Source organism: Tenacibaculum sp. L6 (assembly GCF_028823685.1).
Classification (GTDB): domain Bacteria; phylum Bacteroidota; class Bacteroidia; order Flavobacteriales; family Flavobacteriaceae; genus Polaribacter.
This window is the reverse complement of sequence record NZ_JAPEHZ010000017.1, coordinates 17557-41839: the sequence shown is the minus strand read 5'-3', so window position 1 is coordinate 41839 and position 24283 is coordinate 17557. Positions and strand designations below refer to the sequence as shown.

Here is a 24283-nt window from a genome sequence, read left to right as displayed (position 1 = left end):
ACTTTTTTAGTTTACGCACATATGGCGGAATTGGTAGACGCGCTGCCTTGAGGGGGCAGTATTCTTAGGAATGTGGAAGTTCGAATCTTCTTATGTGCACCAACTATAAACAACACAAGCTATTATATAGTTTGTGTTTTTTTATTCCACAATATCTTGTACTTACCGTATCAATTTCACAGATAATTAACTAAACAAAATTTATTTATGCTTATTATTGCATTATGCAAAAAAAATATACTTTTTTATTGTTATTACTTGTTTCATCATTTATAACAATAGCTCAAACCACTCAAAACAATAACCTTAAAGGACAAATTATAGATTCTGAATCTAAAAAACCTTTAAGTGCTGCACATATATTAAACTTAAATACGGTAGTGGGTACAATTACCAACGAACAAGGAGCTTTTGATCTAGTAGCAAAAGCAAATGATACTGTACTTGTATCTTATTTAGGATACTCTTCTATAAAACTAAAAGTAACAAACGACCTTTTAAAAGGAAATGAAGTGGTAATTTCTTTAGAGGAAAAACCTGAAGAGGTTAAGGAAGTCGTAATTAAGTCTACAGAGCTTATTGGTGTTTTAGAAGTTGATGTAAAACAAGTACCTAAAGATCGTTTTACAAGAATTCATATTAACGGTTTACCACAAACCTATGAAGTAGGAAAACCTCAAAAGATCTCCTCTCCTATTGCTAAACTCTTAAATCCTGTCGATTTAGTATATAATCACTTCGGAAGCAAACCTAAACAGCTAAAAAAACTGAAAAAACTTAAACAAGAAGACGATTTACGTAAAATGTTAGCTGGTAAATTTGATCGTGAAGTTATGATGGAGTATCTAGAAATGGACAGAACTGAGCTAAACAAACTACTCTCTGACTGCAACTATTCTGAATATTTCATAAAAAAAGCTAGTGATTTACAATTAATCGAAGCCGTTTTAAACTGTTATGAAAACTACAAGGCTGTTAAAAATGGTAAAATAGAGCGAGATAGGATTCCTAAATAATATCTTTTATGTTAAAAAGGTAGGGTTTTTCATAATTTATCTGTTATATTGTTTAATAACTAATAAATAATTACACTTTAAAATGAAAAAAATCACATTATTATCTTTACTGTTTATTGTATTTTTAAGCTGTAGTAAAGACAATGAAGTAGTTCCTGAAAAAGAAAAAGAGATTGAGGAACCTGTTGTAGAAGTTACTTTAAACAATGAAGTAAACAACTTTGTTTGGAAAGCCATGAACTCATGGTACAACTGGCAAGAAGATGTTCCTAATTTAACAGATAGTAAAGATGATAATAAAAATGACTACTATACTTATCTTAACTCCTATAGTACTCCTAGCTCGTTATTTGAAAGCCTAAAGCACGCAAATGATGATTTCTCTTGGTTTATTGAAGATTACGTAGCTCAGCAACAACAATTTCAAGGTACTTCTAAAACTTTTGGTTTTAGACCTAGTTTGGTTAGAGTTGGTACAACCGATTATGTAGTAATGTATATTCAGCATGTTTCTGAAAATTCTCCTGCAGATTTAGCAGGATTTAAAAGAGGAGACATAATTAATGCTATAAATGGAACTGTAATGACCGTAAGTAATTATGAAACTGTACTTGATGGATATTACCAAGAGACCTCTGAATTTTCTTTTACTGAAAAAGATGGTCAAACTTTTAAAGAAAATAAAACAATTTCACAAGCTGTAGTATCTGACAATCCAGTACATTCAACTAATATTATTGATGTTGATGGCACAAAAGTTGGTTATATACTATATAATGGGTTCAGATCATCTTATAATGATGAATTAAACGCTGCTTTTGGCGAGTTGAAGTCTGCTGGTGTTCAAGAATTAGTATTAGATTTAAGAATTAATGGTGGTGGTTCTGTAGAAACATCTGCATATTTAGCAAGCATGATACGTGCAGAAGCTGGTACTGATAAATTTGCTGAATTAAAGTTTAATAGTAAACACTCTCAATACAATGATCCTTACTATTTTGATAATACGTTAAATGTTTATGGGGCTGATGGAAAAAAAACCCATGAAGAAACCATTAATAGACTGTCTGGTATTGAAAGATTATATGTTTTAACTTCTGGTAGCACAGCATCTGCTAGTGAAATGATTATAAACGGATTACGCCCTTTTATAGAAGTTAAAGTAGTAGGAACCAAAACAGTAGGTAAAAACGAGGGATCTATAACACTCTATGACTCTCCAATTAGTGATTATACAAATGTAAACTCTGCTAATTCTTCTCATAAAATGGCTATGCAACCGATAGTTTTTCAGATTTATAATAAGCTTGGTCAAAATGATTATGGTGATGGATTTGAGCCTAATATCTTAATCGAAGAATGGAAACATTGGGATAACATCTTACCTTTTGGTGATGAAAATGAAATTGTGCTTAAAACAGCACTAGATGATATAAGAGGTGTATCGGCAAAATCTACATACGAAGTAAAAAGTTTTGAACGTATTGATATAAATGTATCAACAAACAAGTTTGAACAAGAAATGTATATTGACAGTCATTACTTTAATAAGTAAAATTACCATATAAAAAGCAGCAAAATTTTGCTGCTTTTTTTATGCTTCTATTTCATCCAAAAGAATTAAATTTACACCTTTCAAAAACACACACAAACACAACTAATAATGATTCATTTCTTTGGAAACGTAAACAGCAAGGTTTTTGCTGTTCAAACAACAGAAGAATTAACATCTGAAACAATTTCGAAGTTAACTTGGTTATTTGGCAACCAACCGAAAATAAATGCGGCGTCTCTTGACGCCTTTTTTGTTGGGCCTAGAGCAGCAATGATTACTCCTTGGAGTACCAATGCAGTTGAAATTACTCAAAATATGGGAATTTCTGGAATTATCAGAATTGAAGAATTTGATGCAGTAGCTAATAATTTTTCTGACTTCGACCCTATGATTTCTCAAAAGTTTGACGGATTAAACCAAGAAACTTTTACGATCAATATTCAACCTGAGCCAATTTTAGAAATTGATGATATTGCTACTTATAATGAGCAAGAAGGGTTAGCCTTAAGTGAAGAAGAAATTGTGTATTTAGAAGAAGTAGCTACTAAAATTGGAAGAAAGTTAACAGATTCTGAAGTATTTGGATTCTCTCAAGTAAATTCAGAGCACTGTCGCCATAAAATTTTCAACGGTACTTTTGTTATTGATGGTGAAGAAATGCCAACTTCTTTATTCAAATTAATTAAAGAAACTTCGGCAAAAAACCCTAATGATATTGTTTCAGCTTATAAAGACAATGTTGCTTTTGTTAAAGGTCCAAAAGTAGAGCAATTTGCTCCGAAAAGTGCAGATAAACCAGATTTTTACGAAACAAAAGAGTTTGAATCTGTTATTTCTTTAAAAGCTGAAACACACAACTTTCCTACTACTGTTGAGCCTTTTAATGGGGCTGCTACAGGATCAGGTGGAGAAATTCGTGATAGATTAGCTGGTGGAAAAGGATCATTACCATTAGCAGGTACTGCTGTATATATGACTTCGTATTCTCGCTTAGAGGAAAATCGTCCTTGGGAAAAAGGAATGGATGAACGTAAGTGGTTATACCAAACTCCTATGGATATCTTAATCAAAGCTTCCAATGGAGCTTCTGATTTCGGTAATAAATTTGGTCAGCCATTAATCTGTGGTTCTGTTCTAACTTTTGAACACGAAGAAGATGCTCGCAAACTTGGTTTCGATAAAGTAATCATGCAAGCTGGTGGTATCGGATATGGTAAAAAAGAACAAGCATTAAAAGATACTCCACAAGAAGGAGATAAAATAGTAATTCTAGGTGGTGAAAACTACCGTATTGGTATGGGAGGAGCTGCAGTTTCTTCTGCTGATACTGGAGAATTTTCAACAGGAATTGAATTAAACGCAATTCAACGTTCAAATCCTGAAATGCAAAAACGTGCAGCCAACGCTGTTCGTGGTATGGTAGAAAGTGATGAAAACTTTATTGTTTCTATTCACGATCACGGAGCTGGTGGGCACTTAAACTGTTTATCAGAATTAGTAGAAGATACTGGCGGAAAAATCGATTTAGATAAATTACCTGTTGGAGACCCTACGCTATCTGATAAAGAGATTATCGGTAACGAATCTCAAGAACGTATGGGGTTAGTTATTGCTGAAAAGCATATCGACACCCTTAATAAAATTGCTGAACGTGAACGTTCACCAATGTACACAGTAGGTGATGTTACTGGGGATCACCGTTTTACTTTTGAATCTAAAACCAATGGTAACAAACCAATGGATTTAGCTTTAGAAGATATGTTTGGAAGTTCTCCAAAAACGATTATGACTGATAAAACAGTAAATCGTAATTATGCTGATGTTGAGTATTCTAAAGAAAACTTTACACAATATTTAGAGCAAGTTTTACAATTAGAAGCTGTTGCCTGTAAAGATTGGTTGACGAATAAAGTTGACCGTTGTGTTGGAGGTAAAGTAGCGAAGCAACAATGTGTTGGTTCTTTACAAATTCCATTGAACAATGTCGGTGTAATGGCATTAGATTATAAAGGTAAAGAAGGTATTGCTACTACAATTGGACACTCTCCTATTTCAGGATTGATTGATCCAGAAGCAGGAAGTAAAAATTCAATTGCTGAAGCATTAACTAATATCGTATGGGCTCCTTTAAAAGATGGTTTACAATCGGTTTCATTATCAGCAAACTGGATGTGGCCTTGTAAAAATGAAGGTGAAGATGCTCGTTTATACAAAGCAGTAAAAGCTGTTTCTGATTTTTCTATCGATTTAGGAATCAACGTTCCAACAGGAAAGGATTCTTTATCGATGAAACAGAAATATCCTAATGAAGAAGTAATTTCTCCAGGAACTGTAGTTATTTCTGCTGCGGCTAACTGTAACGATATTACTAAAGTAGTAGAACCTCTTTTACAAGCAAACAAAGGAGATATCTATTATATCAACTTATCACAAGATGATTTCAAATTAGGAGGAAGTTCATTTGCACAGATACTAAATAAATTAGGTAACTCTGCTCCTACGATTACTAATAATGAGTTCTTTAAATCGGCATTTAATGTTTTACAGAATTTAATTAAGGAAGGAAAAATCGTTGCTGGTCACGATGTTGCATCTGGAGGATTGATTACTACCTTGTTAGAATTGTGCTTTGCAGATGTAAATGTAGGTGCAAACTTAGATTTATCTACTTTAAATGAAGCTGATAGTATCAAGTTGTTATTTGCTGAAAACTCTGGAATTGTTTTCCAAGCAATCGACGCTTCTGTAGAACAAACTTTAACTAATAATAATATTGAATTCTTTAAAATTGGTTCGGTAACTGAATCTGATCGATTAAATATTAAAAACGGATCTGATGTTTTTGCTTTATCGATTGCTGAATTAAGAGATACTTGGTATAAGACTTCGTATTTATTAGATCAAAAGCAAACAGCAAATGGTTTAGCTAAAGATCGTTTTGATAATTATAAAAATCAACCTTTACAATATACATTCCCAACGCATTTTACAGGAAAGCTTGCTGACACTCTGGGTACTGTAACTAACAGACCTAAAGCTGCTATCATTCGTGAAAAAGGTTCAAACTCTGAACGTGAAATGGCAAATGCCATGTATTTAGCTGGTTTTGATGTGAAGGATGTTCACATGACAGATTTAATTTCTGGTCGTGAAACGTTAGAAGATATACAATTTATTGGAGCTGTTGGTGGTTTTTCAAATTCAGATGTTTTGGGTTCTGCTAAAGGATGGGCTGGAGCATTTTTATATAATGAAAAAGCGAACACTGCTTTGAAAAACTTCTTTAAAAGAGAAGATACACTTTCTGTTGGTATTTGTAACGGATGTCAGTTGTTTATGGAATTAGAGTTAATCAACCCAGAGCATAATGAGCATGGTAAGATGTTGCACAATGATTCTAAAAAGCACGAAAGTTCGTTTACATCTGTAAAAGTTCAAGAGAATAATTCAGTAATGTTATCTAGTTTAGCAGGAACTGAATTAGGAGTTTGGATTTCTCACGGAGAAGGAAAATTCAATTTACCTGAAACTGAAGACAATTACAACATTGTTGCTAAGTACGGATATGAAGGATATCCTAACAATCCAAACGGTTCAGATTATAATACAGCAATGTTATGTGATAAGACTGGTCGTCATTTAGTAACTATGCCACATATTGAACGTTCTACTTTCCAATGGAACTGGGCTAACTATCCACAAGACAGACAAGATGAAGTTTCTCCTTGGTTAGAAGCTTTTGTTAATGCAAGAAAATGGATAGAGAATAAAAAATAAGTAGAATACTACATTCTCAACTACAAAAAGCACTCTGTAAACAGGGTGCTTTCTTTTTTTACAAAAGTAAACAATACAGTGCGTATTTTACATTTATTAACTATCAAATTGTGGTAACATTTGTAATATTCTTCTCATTCAACTTCTATTCTGCATATATAATCTGTTTATATAAGTACTTTAAAAGGATATGATTAAACCTATAAGTAATTTAAAGTAGTTATAGAAGTATTATAAAGTTTATAGTCTGATTCATATTTATTTAGATTTAAAATACCGCAACATCATTATTATTCGCCTTAAAGTTGCTTATTTGACGTTTAAGTCAGTTAAATAAGGATAAATGGTCATTTAAACACATCATATTTATTAAAAAAGAAATGCATTTACATTCGTGAATTTAGCAAATCAAACAATTAACTTAATTACAAATGTAAATAAAGGCATTTATCAAAAAAATAAATTTTCTTTATATAAAACACTTAAAAGCTTAAATTACAATGATTTAAATATTGTTTATTGAAGTAATTAATAGTCTTGTTTTGAATTGTTTTGAAAAAATATTAAATTTTTCTTGTTTACAATTATAAAACAACATATATTTACAATCGTAAACAAACCCTAATGTTTACATTAGTAAACAAATGATTGAAAGATTAAAACAGATATTAGACTATTACAATTTATCGGCGTCAAGTTTTGCGGATAAAATTGATGTTCCAAGATCTAGCATTTCTCACCTGCTATCAGGAAGAAATAAACCAAGTCTAGATTTTATTATAAAAGTTGAAACGGCTTTTGATGAAGTTGATTTAAATTGGTTAGTGTATGGTAAAGGTAGTTTTCCTCCAAATACACAAAACCAAGAGAAAGAGGTAAAAATAGAAAAAAATGAAGCTCCTTCTCTGTTCGCTGAAAATATAGTATTTGACCAAGAACCCGAAAAAAAATCAAATACGCAATTCTCAGAGAGTGCTATAAAACCAAAAGAATCGGCCGCTTTTAGAGAAATTAAAAATATTTTGGTTCTATATGATGATGGAACCTTTGAAGATTACAAAAAAAGATGATACTATAAATGATTCCCTAAAAAATCCCCAAAGAATTTAATGAGTTGTGAAATTCAAATAACCCCTCAGTATTTGTATCCCCCAACAAATCTTTTGAATTTTATAAATCATTAAAAACTAAACTCTCCCCTAAAACTTATGTCCCCTTTAAGTTGTGAGTTTAGAAATTTGTCCCCCAGACAAACCCCTCGTGCTTGCACCCCTTAACAAGCAAACACAACCCCCTTAAAAATAAAAGAAGCCTGTATTATAAAAATAACACAGGCTTTTTTGTTTTTTACAAGTAAGTCAAATTTTATGTTAACATTCCTCCGTCAACTGATAATGTTTGACCAGTAATATATGAACTCATATCTGATGCTAAGAATACACAAGCGTTAGCGATGTCTTCTGGAGTTCCTCCTCTTTTTAAAGGAATTTCATTTCTCCAACCTTCAACTACTTTTTCATCTAATTTTGCAGTCATTTCAGTTTCAATAAAACCTGGAGCAACTACATTACTACGAATATTACGAGAACCTAATTCTAATGCTACAGATTTTGAGAATCCTAAAATTCCTGCTTTTGAAGCTGCATAATTTGCTTGACCAGCATTTCCTTTTAATCCAACAACTGAACTCATGTTGATAATTGAACCTGCACGTTGTTTCATCATCGGACGAATTACTGCTTTGGTTAAATTGAAAACAGATTTTAAATTTACTTCAATTACTTTATCAAAATCTTCTTCAGAAATACGCATTAACAAATTATCTTTTGTAATACCTGCGTTATTTACTAACACATCAATAGTTCCGAATTCTTCTAAAACGTTTTTAGCCAATTCTTGTGCTGCATCAAATTCAGCTGCATTTGATTGATATCCTTTTGCTTTTACTCCTAATGCTTTCAACTCATTTTCTAAGGCAGTTGCTGCTTCAACAGAAGAGCTATACGTAAATGCAACGTTACATCCTTGATTTGCAAACTCTAAGGCAATTCCTCTACCAATTCCTCTAGTAGCACCTGTAACAATTGCAGTTTTATTTTCTAAAAGTTTCATTTATTAGTTGTTTTAATCGCAAGACCATAGCCAAGGGTTTTATTCCCAAAAGCTTGCCTCTAAATTCTTACATATTTTTTTTGATACCCAAGATGCTTATATCTGGGTAGTTTATTGGATTCAAATATAAAAATAAATTCCCGTTAAAAACGGGAATTTACTCTAATATGTATGTAGTTTGTTATGCTAAAACTTTAGCTACCATTTCTCCAATTTTAGCAGGAGACTCTACAACGTGAACTCCATTTTCAGCTAAAATTTTCATTTTTGCTTGAGCAGTATCATCAGCACCACCAACGATAGCACCTGCATGTCCCATTGTTCTACCAGCTGGAGCAGTTTGACCTGCAATAAAACCAACTACTGGCTTACGGTTACCGTCAGCTTTAATCCAACGAGCAGCTTCAGCTTCTAAGTTACCTCCAATTTCACCAATCATTACGATTGCTTCAGTTTCATCGTCATTCATTAATAACTCCACAGCTTCTTTAGTAGTAGTTCCAATAATTGGATCTCCACCAATACCAATAGCTGTAGTAATTCCGTAACCTTGTTTTACAACTTGATCAGCAGCTTCATACGTTAAAGTTCCTGATTTAGAAACGATACCTACTTTACCTTTTTTGAAGATAAATCCTGGCATAATTCCAACTTTAGCTTCTTCTGGAGTAATTACTCCTGGACAGTTAGGTCCTACTAAAGTACAATCTAATTGATCAATATAAGCTTTTACTTTTACCATATCAGCAGTAGGAATTCCTTCAGTAATACAAATGATTACTTTAATTCCTGCTTCAGCAGCTTCCATAATAGCATCAGCAGCAAATGCTGGTGGTACAAAAATAATAGAAGTATCTGCTCCTGCTTTTTGTACAGCTTCATCAACTGTATTAAAAACTGGCTTTCCTAAATGCTCTTGACCTCCTTTACCTGGTGTTACACCTCCAACTACGTTTGTTCCGTAATCGATCATTTGGCTAGCGTGGAAAGTTCCTTCGCTTCCTGTAAAACCTTGAACTATAATTTTTGAATCTTTATTTACTAAAACACTCATTGGTTTGCTTTTTTTTTATTTTTTAAGACAGACAAAAATAACTTTTTAATTGTGTTTTCACAATTAATTTTAGGTTACTTTTTTTCTTTATTTGTTGCATTCTTTAAATAGACCACTTCTCTAAGAGTTTGACGGTATTCACGCTGTGGTGTTCCGAAGTATACTCCTTTTTTTAAGGATTTTGTAACTCCTGTTTGTGCCATTAAAACGGTACCCTTTTCAATAGTTAATCCACTAATAATACCTACTTGACCCCAAATTGTTACTTCATCTTCAATAACAGTACAACCAGCAATACCTGTTTGCGCTGCAATTAAACACTTTTTACCGATTACAGTATCGTGACCAATGTGAACTTGGTTATCAATTTTTGATCCAGCACCTATTAATGTATCTCCTGTTACTCCTCTATCAATAGTACAAGAAGCTCCTAAATCTACATTATCTTCAAGTACTACTCTACCTCCAGAAATTAGTTTATCAAAACCTTCTGGTCGATTTTTGTAATAGAAAGCATCTCCCCCTAAAACTGTATTGGCGTGAATTGTAACATTATCACCTATTACGCAGTTATTATTGATTGCTACGTTGGCGTGAATTAAACAATTTTTTCCAATCGTTACATTTTCACCAATAAAAACATTTGGTTGTATAATTGTTCCTTCTCCTATAATAGCCGACTCAGCAATACTACTTTTTGAAGCTATAAAAGGATTGAAATGTTTTGTTATTTTATTGAAATCTCTAAAAGGATCATCAGAAATTAATAATGATTTTCCTTCAGGGCATTCTACTTTTTTATTAATTAAAATAGTAGTTGCAGCAGAGTTTAAGGCTTTATCGTAGTATTTAGGGTGATCTACAAAAACAATATCTCCTTTTTCTACTACGTGAATTTCATTAATTCCTAAAATAGGAAAATCATTTTTTCCCACAAATTCTACATTTAACAACGTAGCTATTTGCTCTAAAGTTTGAGGCTGTTTGAATTTCATCTTTAAAAAGAAATTCCCGCTAAAGAGCGGGAATCGTATATTTATTCTTTAATTCGCTCTGTATATGCGCCTTTTTCCGTGTCGATTTTTATTTTGTCTCCTTCATTAATAAATAAAGGAACATTAATTCTAGCGCCTGTTTCAACAGTTGCAGGTTTAGTAGCATTTGTTGCTGTGTTACCTTTAACACCTGGCTCTGTATGCGTTACTTCTAAAATAACATGCGATGGCATTTCTACAGATAATGGCATATTATCTTCAGTATTAATTAAAACAGTTACAACCTCTCCTTCTTTCATTAAATCTGGAGCGTCTAATACTGATTTTTGAAGTGTAATTTGGTTATAATCTTCAGTATTCATGAAATGATAAGTATCTCCTTCTGGATATAAATACTGAAATTTATGAGTTTCAACACGAACGTCTTCTATTTTATGTCCTGCAGAAAATGTATTATCTAAAATTTTTCCTGTAGTTACACTTTTTAATTTTGTACGTACAAAAGCTGGTCCTTTTCCAGGTTTCACATGTAAAAACTCAATAATTTTATAGATATCGTGATTAAACTTTATACACAATCCTTTTTTAATATCTGATGTTGTTGCCATTTATTTTGATCTTTATAATTGCTCAATCAAGTGCAATTTTACTAATTAATTTGCTTTAAAATATCCTTTCATTATTCCACGATGTGAATCTTTGATAAACTGAATGATTTCATCACGCTCAGAAGTAGCCTCCATTTCAGCTTCAATAATATCTATTGCTTGTGAGTTGTTGTAATTTTTCTGGAATAAAATTCGGTATACATCTTGAACTTCTCTAATCTTTTCAGTAGTAAAACCTCTTCTACGTAATCCAACAGAATTGATACCCACATACGACAAAGGCTCTCTAGCAGCCTTAACAAACGGGGGTACATCTTTACGAACCAAAGATCCTCCAGTAACAAAAGCATGGTTTCCTACAGAGGCAAACTGGTGTACAGCTACCATACCTGCTAAAACTACATTATCACCAATAGTAACATGACCCGCTAACGTTGAATTGTTTGAAAAAATACAATTATCTCCCACTTTACAATCATGAGCTATGTGGCAATATGCCATAATTAAGCAATTGTCACCTATAACTGTTTTCATTCTATCAGAAGTACCTCTGTTAATGGTAACACATTCTCTAATAGTAACGTTATCACCTATTTCTACAGTGGTTTCTTCATCGTTGAATTTTAAATCTTGAGGAATTGCAGAGATTACTGCTCCTGGGAAAATTCGACAATTTTTACCGATGCGCGCACCTTCCATAATTGTAACGTTAGAACCAATCCAAGTTCCTGAACCTATTTCTACATTTGCATGAATGGTTGTAAAAGGCTCAATAACTACATTACGAGCTATTTTTGCTTGAGGGTGTACGTACGCAAGTGGTTGGTTCATATTATTTTATTTTTGAAATTTGAGCCATTAATTCTGCTTCACAAACCAGCTTACCATTAGCATAAGCATATGCTTGCATATGAGCAATACCTCTTCTTATCGGCGTTATTAATTCACTCTTAAATATTAATGTATCTCCTGGTAATACTTTCTGTTTGAACTTTACATTGTCCATTTTCATGAAATATGTTAAGTAATTTTCAGGATCTGGTACTGTGTTTAATACTAAAACTCCACCACATTGTGCCATTGCTTCTACTTGTAAAACCCCTGGCATTACAGGTGCTCCTGGAAAATGTCCTACGAAGAAATCTTCATTCATCGTAACATTTTTCATTCCAACCACATGTTTGTCAGATAGTTCAATAATTCTATCAATTAATAAAAATGGTGGTCTGTGAGGTAAGATATCCATGATTTTATGAATATCCATTAATGGTGGTTGGTTTAAATCAAAAGTAGGAACGTTGTTTCTTTTCTCTTGTTTAATGATTTTAGCCAACTTTTTAGCAAATGTAGTATTTACTGAATGCCCTGGTTTGTTAGCAATTACCTTACCTTTAATACGAGTTCCTGTTAAAGCTAGGTCTCCAATAACATCTAACAACTTATGACGTGCAGCTTCATTAGCCCAATGCAACGTTAAGTTATCTAACACTCCGTTAGGTTTTACGGTTATGTTTTCTTTATTAAAGGCTTTTTTAAGTTTTTGCATTGTACTGTCTGACAACTCTTTATCAACATAAACAATAGCATTATTTAAATCTCCTCCTTTAATTAAATCATTCTCTAATAAAGTTTCAATTTCGTGTAAGAAACTGAATGTTCTTGCTGCTGAAATTTCGTCTTTAAAATCAGAAATTTTGTCTAAAGTAGCATTTTGAGTTCCTAAAATTTTAGTTCCGAAATCTACCATAGTAGTAATTTGGTACTCATCAGCTGGCATTAAAATAATTTCGCTTCCAGTTACTTCGTCTTTGTACGAAATAATTTCTTTTACAACATACTCTTCTATTTCAGCCTCTTGCTCTACAATTCCTGCTTCTTCTAATGCTTCAATAAAAAACTTTGAAGAACCATCCATAATTGGTGGTTCTGAAGCGTTAACTTCAATAAGTAAATTATCAATATCTAAGCCTACTGCAGCAGCTAATACGTGCTCAGATGTTTGAATTTGAACTCCGTTTTTTTCAAGGTTTGTACCTCTTTGTGTATTTGTTACGTATTCAGCTTTTGCTTCAATTATTGGACTTCCTTCTAGGTCTACACGCTTAAAAGCAAATCCGTGGTTTTCTGGAGCTGGTTTAAAAACCATTGTAACTTGATTACCTGTGTGTAACCCTACACCTGATAATGTTATTTCGTTTTGTATTGTTTTTTGTTTCTTACTCATTGTTTAAATTTTGAGCATTCAACTCTTTTTCTATTTTATGTACTGTTGTTGCTAACTTTGGTAAGTTTTTAAAGTGTACATACGATTTACTATAGTCAGAATATCCGAAGGCAGGAGACCCCTGAACAACTTCGTCATCTTTTAAACTTTTTCCTATTCCTGCTTGCGCTTGGATTTTTACATTATTTCCAATAGTAATGTGTCCAACAATACCTACTTGACCTCCAATCATACAGTTTTCTCCTATTTTTGAAGAACCTGCAATTCCTGTTTGAGAAGCTATTACGGTATTTTTTCCTATCTCAACATTGTGAGCTATTTGAATTTGGTTATCTAACTTTACTCCTTTACGAATAATTGTTGAACCCAAAGTTGCTCTATCTATGGTTGAATTCGATCCCACATCAACATTATCTTCTATAATAACGTTTCCAATCTGTGGAATTGCTTTATACTCTCCATTTTCATCAGGAGCAAAACCAAATCCATCTGCACCTATTACTGTTCCTGAGTGAATCTTACAATTCTTACCTATAACTGTTTCTGAATAAATTTTTACTCCTGCGAAAACAACCGTATTGTCTCCAATAACTACATTGTCTCCAATATAAGAGTTCGGATAAATTTTCACATTATTTCCAAGCACCACATTTTCACCTATGTAAGCATAAGCTCCAATGTATTCATTATCTCCAATAGTCACAGAATCTGCCATAAAGTGAGGATTTTCTCTCCCTACTTTATTGTTTTTCACTTCGTTATAAAACTCTAACAGTTTTGAAAATGATTTGTATGCATTTTCAACCTTGATTAAAGTTGTTTCTATTTCCTTTTCAGGAACAAAACTTTTATTAACAATGGCTACTGTAGCCTTTGTTGAATAGATATATGAATTATATTTCGGATTAGATAAAAAGGTTAATGACCCCAAGGTACCTTCTTCTATCTTGGAAAGTTTAGATACTTCAGCTTCTGGGTTTCCTACAATCTCTCCCTCTAAAATATCGGCTATTTGTTGTGCTGTAAATTTCATTAAGTGCAAAAGTAATTATTTTTGTTCAATTACCTCTCCATTCGTATTTGTTTCTAGTAATTAGTCTAGGTGATTTTTTTAGGATAACACAGATAATGCTTTACTACAGGCTTCGTTAACGCTTTCAAATTTAGTTGATCAGATGCTTTTGCAATATCTTTTAACTTACCTTTTTTTGTGTAAATTTTTATAGGCTTATCAGAATTATAGGCTTGATGTTTAATTTTATTTGAAAAAACAAAATACTCTAACTCTTCATCGGTTAGGTTTACTAGCTTTTGAAGTTTTTTTCTTCTTTTTTCAATATATTCTTCTGAAAATGGTTTCTCTTGGATTTCAATTCTTAAAAGATTTCTATCTATAATTTTCTTAGCTAAGGTAGATAACACAAAATCTTCGTGATTTTTCCATTCTTTGATAGCCGAAAAGATGTCATAATCATCTAACTCAGAAAATATTTGTAAGGTTTTACCTGAGAAATTTTCACTAGTTATTTGATTATACAAAAAGTATTTTAATGCTGAACTTGCTGGCAGCTCCACTCCTTTTGTGGCTAAGTCTTTTGCTCGTTTTAAGATACTAACTAAATTAAACGACGTGCAATAATGAATTTTTCAACAGAATAAATTCCTTTTTGTTCTATTACCAATTCATTGTCTACCTCATTCATCATCGCAATTAAGCGATCAGAAGAAATATTACCTTCAGCAACACCAGTATAAAAACTATCTCTTTTTAAATAATCTAATCTATCAATATCTAATTGACTTGATATTAGTTGATATAAAAATTTACGTGGATGTTTTCCTTCAAAAACTTCAATGGCTAAACTTAATTTTCCGTCAAACTCCTCATTTATAGCTTTCATAAACTTTAAAGAAATCTCTTCATGAGTAATTCCGTTTACAATACTATGCTCTAATGCGTGTGAAAAAGCTCCATGACCAATATCGTGCAGTAAAATAGCTATGTATAAAGCATTCGCTTCATCTTCAGAAATTTCAACATTTTTTACGCGCAATACACGAACTGCTTTCTGCATTAAGTGCATACAACCAATCGCATGATGAAAACGTGTGTGATTCGCCCCTGGATACACCAAATTTGACAATCCCATTTGAGTTACTCTACGTAATCTCTGAAAGTATGGATGCTCTATAATGTCAAAAATTAGTGAGTTTGGTATTGAGATAAATCCGTAAATCGGGTCGTTAATTATCTTTAATTTATTGGTTGTCGATTTCTTCAAAATGTATAATTCCTTGAATTTTAAACAAAAAAATCATAATTTATCAACAAAACCAAATTAACGAGCGTTTAATTAACGTATTTTTAGCTTTTAAAAACGCAACAAAACTCCTTTTAGACGTTATTTACTGTATAGTCTACTATGACAACGATTTTGTTTTAGTAAAAATTTAATGAAAAATTATGATGAAAAACATACATATTCTTTGGGTTGATGATGAAATAGATTTATTAAAACCACACATATTATTTTTAGAAAAAAAGGACTACAAAGTAACTACTTGTACTAACGGAGCTGATGCAATTGATATGGTTGATGAAAACAATTTTGATATTGTTTTTTTAGATGAAAATATGCCAGGTATTTCTGGCTTGGAAGCCTTGTCTGAAATAAAACAGAAAAACCCTAACCTTCCTGTAGTTATGATTACCAAAAGTGAGGAAGAGTACCTTATGGAAGAAGCTATTGGATCTAAAATTGCTGATTATTTAATTAAGCCAGTAAATCCGAACCAAATATTATTGAGTTTAAAAAAGAATTTAGATCATTCTCGTTTAGTTTCAGAAAAAACCACTTCAAACTACCAACAAGAATTCAGAAAAATCTCAATGGATTTAGCCATGGTGAATTCCTATGAAGAATGGAGTGAACTCTATAAAAAACTAGTACACTGGGAGCTTGAATTAGAAGATATTAATGATACAGGAATGTTAGAGATTTTAGAATCTCAAAAATCGGAAGCTAATTCTCAGTTTTTTAAATTCATTAAAAAGAAGTATCAAAACTGGTTAACTAGCAACGATAAACCTACATTTTCTCATACTTTATTTAAAGATTATGTCGTTCCTAACTTGTCTAAAGAACAAGGAGTTTTATGGGTGGTAATTGATAATCTTCGTTATGATCAATACCGAGTTTTAGAGCCATTCATCAACAATTATTATAAAAAGGAAGAAGAGCACTCTTATTACAGTATTTTACCTACTGCTACGCAGTATGCTCGTAATGCGATATTTTCCGGACTCATGCCTTCAGAAATGGAAAAAAGATTTCCTAAAGATTGGAAAAATGATACTGATGAAGGTGGTAAAAACTTATTTGAAGCTGAGTTTTTAGACGATCAAATTAAACGTTTAGGTTTAGATATTAAGCATGAATATTACAAAATTGTTTCGCTAAAAAGCGGAAAAGATTTAGCCGACAATTACAACGGAACAAAGCAAAACGATTTAACAGCTGTTGTTTTTAACTTCGTTGATATGCTTTCACATGCTAAAACTGAAATGGAAGTAATTAAAGAATTGGCGGGTGATGATAAAGCATATCGTTCTTTAACGGTAAGTTGGTTTAAAAACTCTCCGCTATATGACATCATTCAAAAGGCGCAAAAATTAGGTCAAAAACTTATTATTACTACTGATCATGGTACGATAAACTGTAAACATCCTACCAAAGTTATCGGTGATAAAAATATCAGCTCAAACCTACGTTATAAAACAGGTAGAAGTTTAAGTTATGAAGATAAAGATGTATACGCAGTTAAAAATCCAAAGGATATATTTTTACCAACTGTAGCAATTAACAGTCCGTTTATTTTCACCAAAGAAGATTTGTTTTTTGCCTATCCTAATAACTACAATCACTTTGTAAAGTATTATAAAAACACCTATCAGCATGGTGGAATTTCGTTAGAAGAAATGATTATTCCCTGTGCAGTTTATAATCCAAAGTAATCTAAAAAAGGAAAATTAACTAACGTGTAAATTCTACTAGTCAAAACAAGTTTTCTTCTTTATTTTTGCTTTTATGAACAAAAACTATTCATTAAACGAATTAACAGCTATTGCTAAAGAAATCGTTGCAACAGCACCACATAAAATATTGTTATTTTATGGAGAAATGGGCGTTGGTAAAACTACATTAATTAAAGAATTATGTAAAGTTTTAGGAGTTGAAGACATCGCTAGCTCCCCTACCTTTTCTTTAGTTAATGAATATAGAACTAATACCAGTGAAACTGTTTATCATTTCGATTTTTACCGTATTGAGGATGAAGAAGAAGCCTATGACATGGGTGTTGAAGATTATTTTTACAGTAATAATTGGTGTTTAGTAGAATGGCCAGAAAACATTAAAAATTTACTACCTTTAGATACTGTTTCCATCTCAATTAGCTTATTAGAAAACGGGCAACGAAACATTCAATTAAAAACCAACTAATTACATGGGGTCTATTTCACCTTTTACCAAAGAGCAGTTAATGCCACAAACCGAAATGCTTGAAATTAAAAAGCAAAAAGGCGAATTGTTTATCGGTTTACCAAAAGAAACCCATTTTGAAGAAAAACGAATTAGTTTAACCCCCGATGCTGTGGCTGCTCTTGTTGCTCATGGACATCGAATTGTTGTTGAAACTGGTGCCGGAGACGGTGCTAATTACAGTGATAAAGAATACTCTGATGCTGGTGCAAAAATTTCTTACGATGTAAAAGAGGCTTTTGCTTGTAATATTGTTTTAAAAGTTGAACCGAGGCTTTTGCTTGTAATATTGTTTTAAAAGTTGAACCGCCTTCTTTAGATGAAATTCAGATGTTAAATCCGCAAACGGTGTTAATTTCTGCATTACAACTTAAAACACAAGACAAGAAATACTTTGAAGCTTTAGCTAAAAAACGAATTACCGCTATTGCTTTTGACTATATTAAAGATGAACATGGTGTTTACCCTATTGTAAAATCATTAAGTGAAATTGCAGGAATTGCTTCAATGCATATTGCTGCCGAACTTATGACAGCTTCTTACGGAGGTAACGGTTTACTATTAGGAAATATAGGAGGTGTACCTCCTACTGATGTCGTTATTTTAGGAGCTGGTACTGTTGGTGAATTTGCTGCTAGATCTGCTATTGGTTTAGGTGCAAGAGTTAAAGTTTTTGATAATTCAATAACTAAACTCAGAAAGCTACAAAGCTGTGTTAATTCTCCTATTTACACTTCTACAATTCAACCAAAAACCCTTCAAAAAGCACTAATGCGTTGCGATGTGGCTATTGGAGCTATTAGAGGTAAGGATCGTTCGCCAGTTGTTGTTACCGAAGAAATGATAGAACAAATGAAAGATGGCGCTGTAATTGTTGATGTAAGTATTGATAGAGGTGGTTGTTTTGAAACTTCTCAAATCACAACACATAGTAAACCTACTTTCTCTAATCATGGAGTAATTCACTATTGTGTTCCTAATATTCCCTCTAGGTATTCAAGAACAGCATCTGTATCTATTAGTAATATTTTCACTCCTTATTTGTTAGAAATTGCTGAAGAAGGAGGCTTTGAAAATGCCGCTCGTTTTGATAAAAGCTTACGTAATGGTATGTATTTTTACCATGGAATTTTAACGAATAAAACAGTAGCTGATTGGTTTGATTTACCCTATAGAGATATCAACTTACTCTTTTTCTAAAGTTTCAAAAACGAGATATAATAAAGTAAAAATGTTACCAAAAGAATAATATAAGTTATTACTTTTGCCTTTCAATTTTAAAATATGCAGTGGTTAAAACGTTTTGGTTATTATTTAATAGGTATTGCCCTAGGTAGTTTAGTAGTTCTTTTTATCTGGAAAGGAAAAGATGTTTCTTTTGACTACGGAATGGATGCTCGTACTTTAAAAACGATCAGAATTAAAGAGCGTTTATTTTCTGAACAAGCTCAACAAGTATTAGCTAGCTCTAAAATTGACACTACTACAATTTCAACTATTTTAACTCATGGTGATGTGGACTTTGGAAAAAGTAAACCTCGTTTAAAACCTTGTGCTGAGTATTTTATTACTGGAAAAGACAGCTTAAAACATATTGATTTATACGTAATACGCTGCGGTTCTACGTCAACTATCGATAAAATTACGATTAACTAACAGTTTTTGTATTTGTCATATAAGCCTACTCCATTCAAAATCATCGGGATAATTTTTTCTAATCGTTTTTGTTTGGTAGCTTCTCTTTTAGCTTCAGATATATAATCTGAAAACTCTCTTTGTTTACTTAAAGAAAAACCGTTGAAAGCCTCTTTTAATCTCTCATCTTTATCAAACTCTAATTGAAGCTCATCAGGAATCGACAAAGGTTTTGTATTCCTTTTAACCTTTAATTCTTTTCCTTCTTCAGAATTTTTAATTGCTTCTAAAGCATATTGTTTTACTAAATCAGGCTGAATATCTTCTACTGTAAAAAACCTCCATTGACGCATCGCTTGTGTTTTTCCTTCTTGCGCATTGACCAACTTTTTTTGTTCATCAATTAAAAAACTTCCTTGAAAAAACCACAATCCGCAATAATTTTTAAAAGCAGAGAGTCCTACTATATTTTTTCCTTTATGAACATATACGGGCGCTCCCCATTTAACAGTTTCTTCAAAACCTACTTCTAACAAAACAAAACGCAAGAGATTCAACTCTTGCGTCCATGTATTCTTATCATTAATATATTCTGTTACTTTAGCATTCATTAAGCTATCGGCTCTTCTAATGAAACCATCCAATTTACACCATATTTATCTCGTAACATTCCAAATTTACCACCCCAAAAAGCTTCTTCAAGAGGCATCATTACAAAAGCTCCTTCTGAAAGTCCATTAAAAATAGCCACAGCTTCATCTTCATCTTCAGTATTTATACTAACTGCAAAGTTATTTCCTTTGGTAAAAGCCTCATGTTCATTCAAATAATCAGAAGCCATAAGAGCAATATTTCCTGCTTCTAACATACAGTGCATTGTTAATTCCATAGCCTCAGCAGGTACATTTTTACATACTTCTTCTGGCGCATCTTTAAATTGCATTAACATGGTTACTTCTCCACCTAATACATCAGCATAAAAAGTCATTGCTTCTTTGCAGTTTCCATTAAAATGTAAATACGTACTTGCTTGCATATTAGTTGTTTTTTTAGTTAGCTATATCACTTGTAAATTTTATACGCATTAAACGTAATTCATCATCATCATAGTCTCCATCAAACTCATCTAAAGCATCTTGAATTTTATCTGTTTCAGCTTCCATAAAATATTCATGGATTTCTTCTTGCTGATCTTCATCTAATAAGTCATCAATTGCATAATCGATGTTCAACTTAGTACCAGAAAACACAATAGCTTCCATTTCTTTAATCAACTCAGACATTTCTAAACCTTTTGAACTTGCTATATCTTCTAAAGGTAGTTTTCTATCTGTATTCTGAATAATATATAGTTTTAATCCTGAATTTACTCCTGTACTCTTAACGATTAAATCATCAGGACGCATGATATCATTTTCTTCTACATATTTTGATATCAATGCGACAAAATCTTTACCATATTTTTTAGCTTTTCCTTCTCCAACACCATGAACTTTTGCCAATTCATCTAAATCAATTGGATATTTTAAAGCCATATCGTCTAAGGATGGATCTTGAAAAACTGCAAAAGGAGGAACTCCTAATCGTTTCCCTACAGTTTTTCTTAGATCTTTCAGCATTGCCACCAACTTATCATCAACTCCTCCGGCATTTGACTTTTCGTTTGTTATTATGGTACCGTCATCAGCTGTTTCGTAGACGTGGTTTTCAGTCATCATAAAAGAAACAGGATTTTTCATAAACTGTTTACCTTCTTTTGTGATTTTTAAAACCCCATATTGTTCAATCTCTTTTTTGATGAGATCTGCTACTAATACCTGACGAATTAACGCCATCCAATAGTGATTATCTTTAGCTTTTCCTACTCCAAAAAATGGTTGTTCGTTTGTTTTGTGAGACTTTAGTAATGCATTTTCTTTACCTATGATAGTATTTACTATTTCTTTAGGCTTATACATTTCACTAGTATTTTTAATAACCGATAATAAGGTTACTACTTCGTCTTTTGCTTCGTGTTTTTTCTTCGGATTACGCATATTGTCATCCATATCAGCTCCTTCACCATTTACTTCATCAAACTCTTCACCGAAATAATGTAACAAATATTTACGTCTATTCATTGAAGTTTCTGCATATCCTACTACTTCTTGTAACAATGCATGTCCTACCTCTTGTTCAGCTACTGGCTTATTAGCCATAAATTTTTCAAGCTTTTCTATGTCTTTATATGAATAGAAAGTTAAACAGTAACCTTCACCTCCATCTCGACCTGCTCTACCTGTTTCTTGGTAATAACTTTCTAAACTTTTAGGAATATCATGGTGGATAACGTAGCGTACATCTGGTTTGTCGATTCCCATACCAAAAGCGATAGTAGCAACAACAACATCACAGTCCTCCATCAAAAACATATCCTGATGTTTTACTCTCGTTTTAGCATCTAACCCTGCATGATACGGAACTGCATTGATACCATTTACTTGTAAAACCTGAGCTATTTCTTCTACTTTTTTTCGACTCAAGCAATAAATAATCCCTGATTTACCTTGTCGTTGTTTTATAAAACGAATGATATCTTTTTCAACTTCTTTCGTTTTTGGACGTACTTCGTAAAATAAATTGGCTCTGTTAAAGGATGCTTTGAAGACGTTTGCATCCGTCATCCCTAGTGTTTTTAATATATCTTCTTGAACTTTCTCAGTAGCAGTAGCTGTTAAACCAATAATTGGTACATTATCAATTTGTTTAATAATACTACGTAAATTTCTGTATTCTGGTCTAAAATCGTGTCCCCACTCTGAAATACAGTGTGCTTCATCAATTGCAACAAAAGATATTTTTTGATTTCTTAAAAAATCTACATATTCTTCTTTAATAAGTGATTCTGGAGCTACATATAATAATTTAGTAACACCAGACTCTATGTCTGATTTTACTTGGGCAATCTCCGATTTGTTCAAGGATGAGTTTAAAACATGAGCTATTCCATGGTTTTCAGAAATACCTCTAATAGCATCTACCTGATTCTTCATCAAAGCAATTAAAGGTGAAATTACAATAGCTGTACCTTCTTTCATTAGTGCTGGTAATTGGTAACACAGCGATTTACCTCCCCCTGTCGGCATGATTACAAATGTGTTATGATTTTCTAACACACTATTCACTACAGCTTCCTGTAGTCCTTTGAACTTATTAAACCCGAAGATCTTTTTTAATGATCCATATAAATCCGTCTGCTCTTTATTCATCTTCTAATATCAAAAATTAAAAACGAGAACTAATTTACAAAAAATCCTAACAATAAACAGCCGAAACTTTCTTTTTATTAAAAAGATTTTCTTCCTAAATATTCCTATTTTTACACTCTAAAAATTTCTTAAAACTTTTTTAACTTGAAAGACGCAAACGCTACTCTCTCAATCGCAAAAGAAACTATACTTATAAAAAGTAATACTCTTGCTAATTTAGCAAAATTATTAAAGAGCTCTTATACAAGTGTTGTAACTTTATCGTTAAGTTTAAAGATAACAACAGCTATACTAACACGATTCTCTTTCAATATTAATTAAATACAACATTTTCTAATATGGCAGAAAAAGAAATGTCTTTTTTAGATCATCTTGAAGAATTAAGATGGCATTTAGTTAGAAGTTTTACTGCAATTTTTGTGGTAGCAATTGTCATTTTTGCAAATATCAATTTTGTATTTAATGAAATTTTATTGGCACATTTAAAACCTGATTTTGCTACCTATAAATTCTTCTGCAAAACATTTACTGCTATAGGAATTGATAGTAGTTTTTGTAATATAAGTTTTAACCAAACACTACAAGCTTTAAACCCTACTCAGCAATTAATGACGGGAATTTGGTCTTCGTTAATTTTAGGTTTTGTAGTTGCCTTTCCTTATGTTTTATGGGAAATATGGCGTTTTATAGCTCCTGGTCTTCATCAAAATGAAAGAAAGAAATCTAAAGGATTTATTTTCACTTCCTCTTTCTTATTTTTCTTAGGAGTTTTATTTAGCTATTACGTTATTTTACCAATGTCTGTTTATTTCTTTTACAATTTTGAAATATCAGATGCTATCCAAAATAACTTTAAAGTTGATGCTTATATAGGTCTAATAACCAATACTCTTATAGGAGTTGCTGTCTTTTTTGAGTTGCCTGTAGTAATTTATTTCCTTTCTAAAATAGGATTGATTACTCCTGAGTTTTTACGAAAATACCGTAAACACGCATTAGTTGTTGTCTTGATTTTATCAGCAATTATAACACCTCCTGACGTTGCAAGTCAAATAATTGTATCGGTTCCTATCATGATTTTATATGAGATTAGTATTTATATCTCAAAGTTTGTAATAAAAAAACAACAAAAGAATGTCACAAAAAGTCCAAGAGTTTAATGAGTACCGTTCAAAAATGAACGAGAAAATTCTAGCATCAGATAATAAAGTAATCAAACGTATTTTTAATTTAGATACTAATGCTTATGCAGAAGGTCATTTGTCAGTAAAAACCAAAGAATTATTAGGTTTGGTTGCTTCTGCTGTATTACGTTGCGACGATTGTATTGCTTACCATTTAGAAACAGCGTATAAAAATGGCGTTACCAAGGAAGAAATGATGGAAACTATGAGTATTGCTACTTTAGTAGGCGGAACCATTGTGATTCCTCATTTACGAAGAGCTGTAGAGTTTTGGGAAGCTTTAGAAAACGAAGCTTAACTTTATCGTGCAATTGTTTAAGAGGATTTTAAGAAA

At 32.2% G+C, this 24283-nt stretch carries 19 protein-coding genes, 1 tRNA gene and 2 pseudogenes; 11 read left to right on the top strand and 11 right to left on the bottom strand.

The annotated features are described in order from the left end of the window. Positions 1–15 precede the first annotated feature (15 nt). From OU788_RS05345 to OU788_RS05325, 5 genes are all read left to right on the top strand, one after another. Positions 16–102, top strand: a tRNA-Leu gene (locus OU788_RS05345). Between the two features lie 122 nt (positions 103–224). After that, positions 225–1016: a carboxypeptidase-like regulatory domain-containing protein gene (locus tag OU788_RS05340; protein ID WP_274634196.1), complete on the top strand. Its 792-nt coding sequence runs from the start codon at positions 225–227 to the stop codon at positions 1014–1016. 82 nt (positions 1017–1098) lie between these two features. Next, the gene (locus tag OU788_RS05335; protein ID WP_274634195.1) at positions 1099–2571 is read left to right on the top strand and encodes a S41 family peptidase; all 1473 of its coding nucleotides are present in this window, start codon (positions 1099–1101) and stop codon (positions 2569–2571) included. A gap of 108 nt (positions 2572–2679) precedes the next feature. Continuing rightward, positions 2680–6348 carry a phosphoribosylformylglycinamidine synthase gene (purL, locus tag OU788_RS05330; protein WP_274634194.1) on the top strand — a complete coding sequence of 1223 codons (3669 nt, stop codon included), beginning with the start codon at positions 2680–2682 and terminating at the stop codon, positions 6346–6348. A gap of 644 nt (positions 6349–6992) precedes the next feature. Next, on the top strand, positions 6993–7418 hold the full coding sequence (locus tag OU788_RS05325) for a helix-turn-helix domain-containing protein (protein ID WP_274634193.1): 426 nt from the start codon (positions 6993–6995) through the stop codon (positions 7416–7418). Positions 7419–7713: 295 nt separating this feature from the next. Here OU788_RS05325 and fabG read toward each other — a convergent pair whose 3' ends face one another. From fabG to OU788_RS05285, 8 genes and pseudogenes are all read right to left on the bottom strand, one after another. Further along, on the bottom strand, positions 7714–8460 hold the full coding sequence (gene fabG, locus OU788_RS05320) for a 3-oxoacyl-[acyl-carrier-protein] reductase (protein ID WP_274634192.1): 747 nt from the start codon (positions 8458–8460) through the stop codon (positions 7714–7716). Between the two features lie 181 nt (positions 8461–8641). Continuing rightward, a complete protein-coding gene (gene sucD / locus OU788_RS05315; RefSeq protein WP_028891930.1) occupies positions 8642–9514 on the bottom strand; it encodes a succinate--CoA ligase subunit alpha in 873 nt (290 codons plus the stop codon). 74 nt (positions 9515–9588) lie between these two features. After that, positions 9589–10509: a UDP-3-O-(3-hydroxymyristoyl)glucosamine N-acyltransferase gene (locus OU788_RS05310; protein ID WP_274634191.1), complete on the bottom strand. Its 921-nt coding sequence runs from the start codon at positions 10507–10509 to the stop codon at positions 9589–9591. A 41-nt stretch (positions 10510–10550) separates the two neighbouring features. Beyond that, positions 10551–11117, bottom strand: coding sequence for an elongation factor P (gene efp, locus OU788_RS05305; RefSeq protein WP_274634190.1), 567 nt, complete (start codon positions 11115–11117; stop codon positions 10551–10553). A 45-nt stretch (positions 11118–11162) separates the two neighbouring features. Then, positions 11163–11948 (bottom strand): acyl-ACP--UDP-N-acetylglucosamine O-acyltransferase, encoded by a 786-nt coding sequence (lpxA, locus tag OU788_RS05300; protein ID WP_274634189.1) that lies wholly within the window; start codon positions 11946–11948, stop codon positions 11163–11165. 1 nt (position 11949) lies between these two features. Continuing rightward, positions 11950–13341 carry a bifunctional UDP-3-O-[3-hydroxymyristoyl] N-acetylglucosamine deacetylase/3-hydroxyacyl-ACP dehydratase gene (locus tag OU788_RS05295; protein ID WP_274634188.1) on the bottom strand — a complete coding sequence of 464 codons (1392 nt, stop codon included), beginning with the start codon at positions 13339–13341 and terminating at the stop codon, positions 11950–11952. Further along, positions 13334–14374, bottom strand: coding sequence for a UDP-3-O-(3-hydroxymyristoyl)glucosamine N-acyltransferase (gene lpxD / locus OU788_RS05290; RefSeq protein ID WP_274634187.1), 1041 nt, complete (start codon positions 14372–14374; stop codon positions 13334–13336). The genes OU788_RS05295 and lpxD overlap by 8 nt, the downstream gene beginning before the upstream one ends. A gap of 65 nt (positions 14375–14439) precedes the next feature. Next, positions 14440–15623, bottom strand: a pseudogene (locus OU788_RS05285) (HD domain-containing protein). A gap of 185 nt (positions 15624–15808) precedes the next feature. On the opposite strand from OU788_RS05285, the gene porX reads away from it, so the two are divergent. From porX to OU788_RS05265, 4 genes and pseudogenes are all read left to right on the top strand, one after another. Then, positions 15809–17356, top strand: a complete 1548-nt coding sequence (porX, locus tag OU788_RS05280) for a T9SS response regulator signal transducer PorX (RefSeq protein ID WP_274634198.1) — start codon at positions 15809–15811, stop codon at positions 17354–17356. Positions 17357–17429: 73 nt separating this feature from the next. Further along, a complete protein-coding gene (gene tsaE, locus OU788_RS05275; protein WP_274634186.1) occupies positions 17430–17843 on the top strand; it encodes a tRNA (adenosine(37)-N6)-threonylcarbamoyltransferase complex ATPase subunit type 1 TsaE in 414 nt (137 codons plus the stop codon). 4 nt (positions 17844–17847) lie between these two features. Next, positions 17848–19082, top strand: a pseudogene (locus OU788_RS05270) (alanine dehydrogenase). 84 nt (positions 19083–19166) lie between these two features. Further along, the gene (locus OU788_RS05265; protein WP_274634185.1) at positions 19167–19538 is read left to right on the top strand and encodes a DUF4258 domain-containing protein; all 372 of its coding nucleotides are present in this window, start codon (positions 19167–19169) and stop codon (positions 19536–19538) included. On the opposite strand, the gene OU788_RS05260 is transcribed toward OU788_RS05265, so the two are convergent. Genes OU788_RS05260 through OU788_RS05250 form a run of 3 tightly spaced genes read right to left on the bottom strand, consistent with a single transcriptional unit; the run spans position 19535 to position 22765 of the window. Next, positions 19535–20161, bottom strand: a complete 627-nt coding sequence (locus tag OU788_RS05260; protein WP_274634184.1) for a YdeI/OmpD-associated family protein — start codon at positions 20159–20161, stop codon at positions 19535–19537. The two genes, OU788_RS05265 and OU788_RS05260, sit on opposite strands and share 4 nt — an antisense overlap. Next, complete coding sequence (locus tag OU788_RS05255) at positions 20128–20553, bottom strand: VOC family protein (protein ID WP_274634183.1); 426 nt, start codon at positions 20551–20553, stop codon at positions 20128–20130. The genes OU788_RS05260 and OU788_RS05255 overlap by 34 nt, the downstream gene beginning before the upstream one ends. Before the next feature lie 13 nt (positions 20554–20566). After that, a complete protein-coding gene (locus OU788_RS05250; RefSeq protein WP_274634182.1) occupies positions 20567–22765 on the bottom strand; it encodes a RecQ family ATP-dependent DNA helicase in 2199 nt (732 codons plus the stop codon). 338 nt (positions 22766–23103) lie between these two features. Here OU788_RS05250 and tatC point away from each other — a divergent pair, with 338 nt between their 5' ends. After that, on the top strand, positions 23104–23925 hold the full coding sequence (tatC, locus tag OU788_RS05245) for a twin-arginine translocase subunit TatC (protein WP_274634181.1): 822 nt from the start codon (positions 23104–23106) through the stop codon (positions 23923–23925). Then, complete coding sequence (locus tag OU788_RS05240) at positions 23900–24247, top strand: carboxymuconolactone decarboxylase family protein (RefSeq protein ID WP_028891915.1); 348 nt, start codon at positions 23900–23902, stop codon at positions 24245–24247. Before tatC ends, OU788_RS05240 begins: the two co-directional genes overlap by 26 nt. Positions 24248–24283: the final 36 nt, after the last annotated feature.

Coding starts and splice junctions, on each gene's coding strand:
- OU788_RS05340 (WP_274634196.1), top strand. CDS start 225: ATGCAAAAAAAATATACTTTTTTATTGTTATTACTTGTTTCATCATTT.
- OU788_RS05335 (WP_274634195.1), top strand. CDS start 1,099: ATGAAAAAAATCACATTATTATCTTTACTGTTTATTGTATTTTTAAGC.
- purL (WP_274634194.1), top strand. CDS start 2,680: ATGATTCATTTCTTTGGAAACGTAAACAGCAAGGTTTTTGCTGTTCAA.
- OU788_RS05325 (WP_274634193.1), top strand. CDS start 6,993: ATGATTGAAAGATTAAAACAGATATTAGACTATTACAATTTATCGGCG.
- fabG (WP_274634192.1), bottom strand. CDS start 8,460: ATGAAACTTTTAGAAAATAAAACTGCAATTGTTACAGGTGCTACTAGA.
- sucD (WP_028891930.1), bottom strand. CDS start 9,514: ATGAGTGTTTTAGTAAATAAAGATTCAAAAATTATAGTTCAAGGTTTT.
- OU788_RS05310 (WP_274634191.1), bottom strand. CDS start 10,509: ATGAAATTCAAACAGCCTCAAACTTTAGAGCAAATAGCTACGTTGTTA.
- efp (WP_274634190.1), bottom strand. CDS start 11,117: ATGGCAACAACATCAGATATTAAAAAAGGATTGTGTATAAAGTTTAAT.
- lpxA (WP_274634189.1), bottom strand. CDS start 11,948: ATGAACCAACCACTTGCGTACGTACACCCTCAAGCAAAAATAGCTCGT.
- OU788_RS05295 (WP_274634188.1), bottom strand. CDS start 13,341: ATGAGTAAGAAACAAAAAACAATACAAAACGAAATAACATTATCAGGT.
- lpxD (WP_274634187.1), bottom strand. CDS start 14,374: ATGAAATTTACAGCACAACAAATAGCCGATATTTTAGAGGGAGAGATT.
- porX (WP_274634198.1), top strand. CDS start 15,809: ATGAAAAACATACATATTCTTTGGGTTGATGATGAAATAGATTTATTA.
- tsaE (WP_274634186.1), top strand. CDS start 17,430: ATGAACAAAAACTATTCATTAAACGAATTAACAGCTATTGCTAAAGAA.
- OU788_RS05265 (WP_274634185.1), top strand. CDS start 19,167: ATGCAGTGGTTAAAACGTTTTGGTTATTATTTAATAGGTATTGCCCTA.
- OU788_RS05255 (WP_274634183.1), bottom strand. CDS start 20,553: ATGCAAGCAAGTACGTATTTACATTTTAATGGAAACTGCAAAGAAGCA.
- OU788_RS05250 (WP_274634182.1), bottom strand. CDS start 22,765: ATGAATAAAGAGCAGACGGATTTATATGGATCATTAAAAAAGATCTTC.
- tatC (WP_274634181.1), top strand. CDS start 23,104: ATGGCAGAAAAAGAAATGTCTTTTTTAGATCATCTTGAAGAATTAAGA.
- OU788_RS05240 (WP_028891915.1), top strand. CDS start 23,900: ATGTCACAAAAAGTCCAAGAGTTTAATGAGTACCGTTCAAAAATGAAC.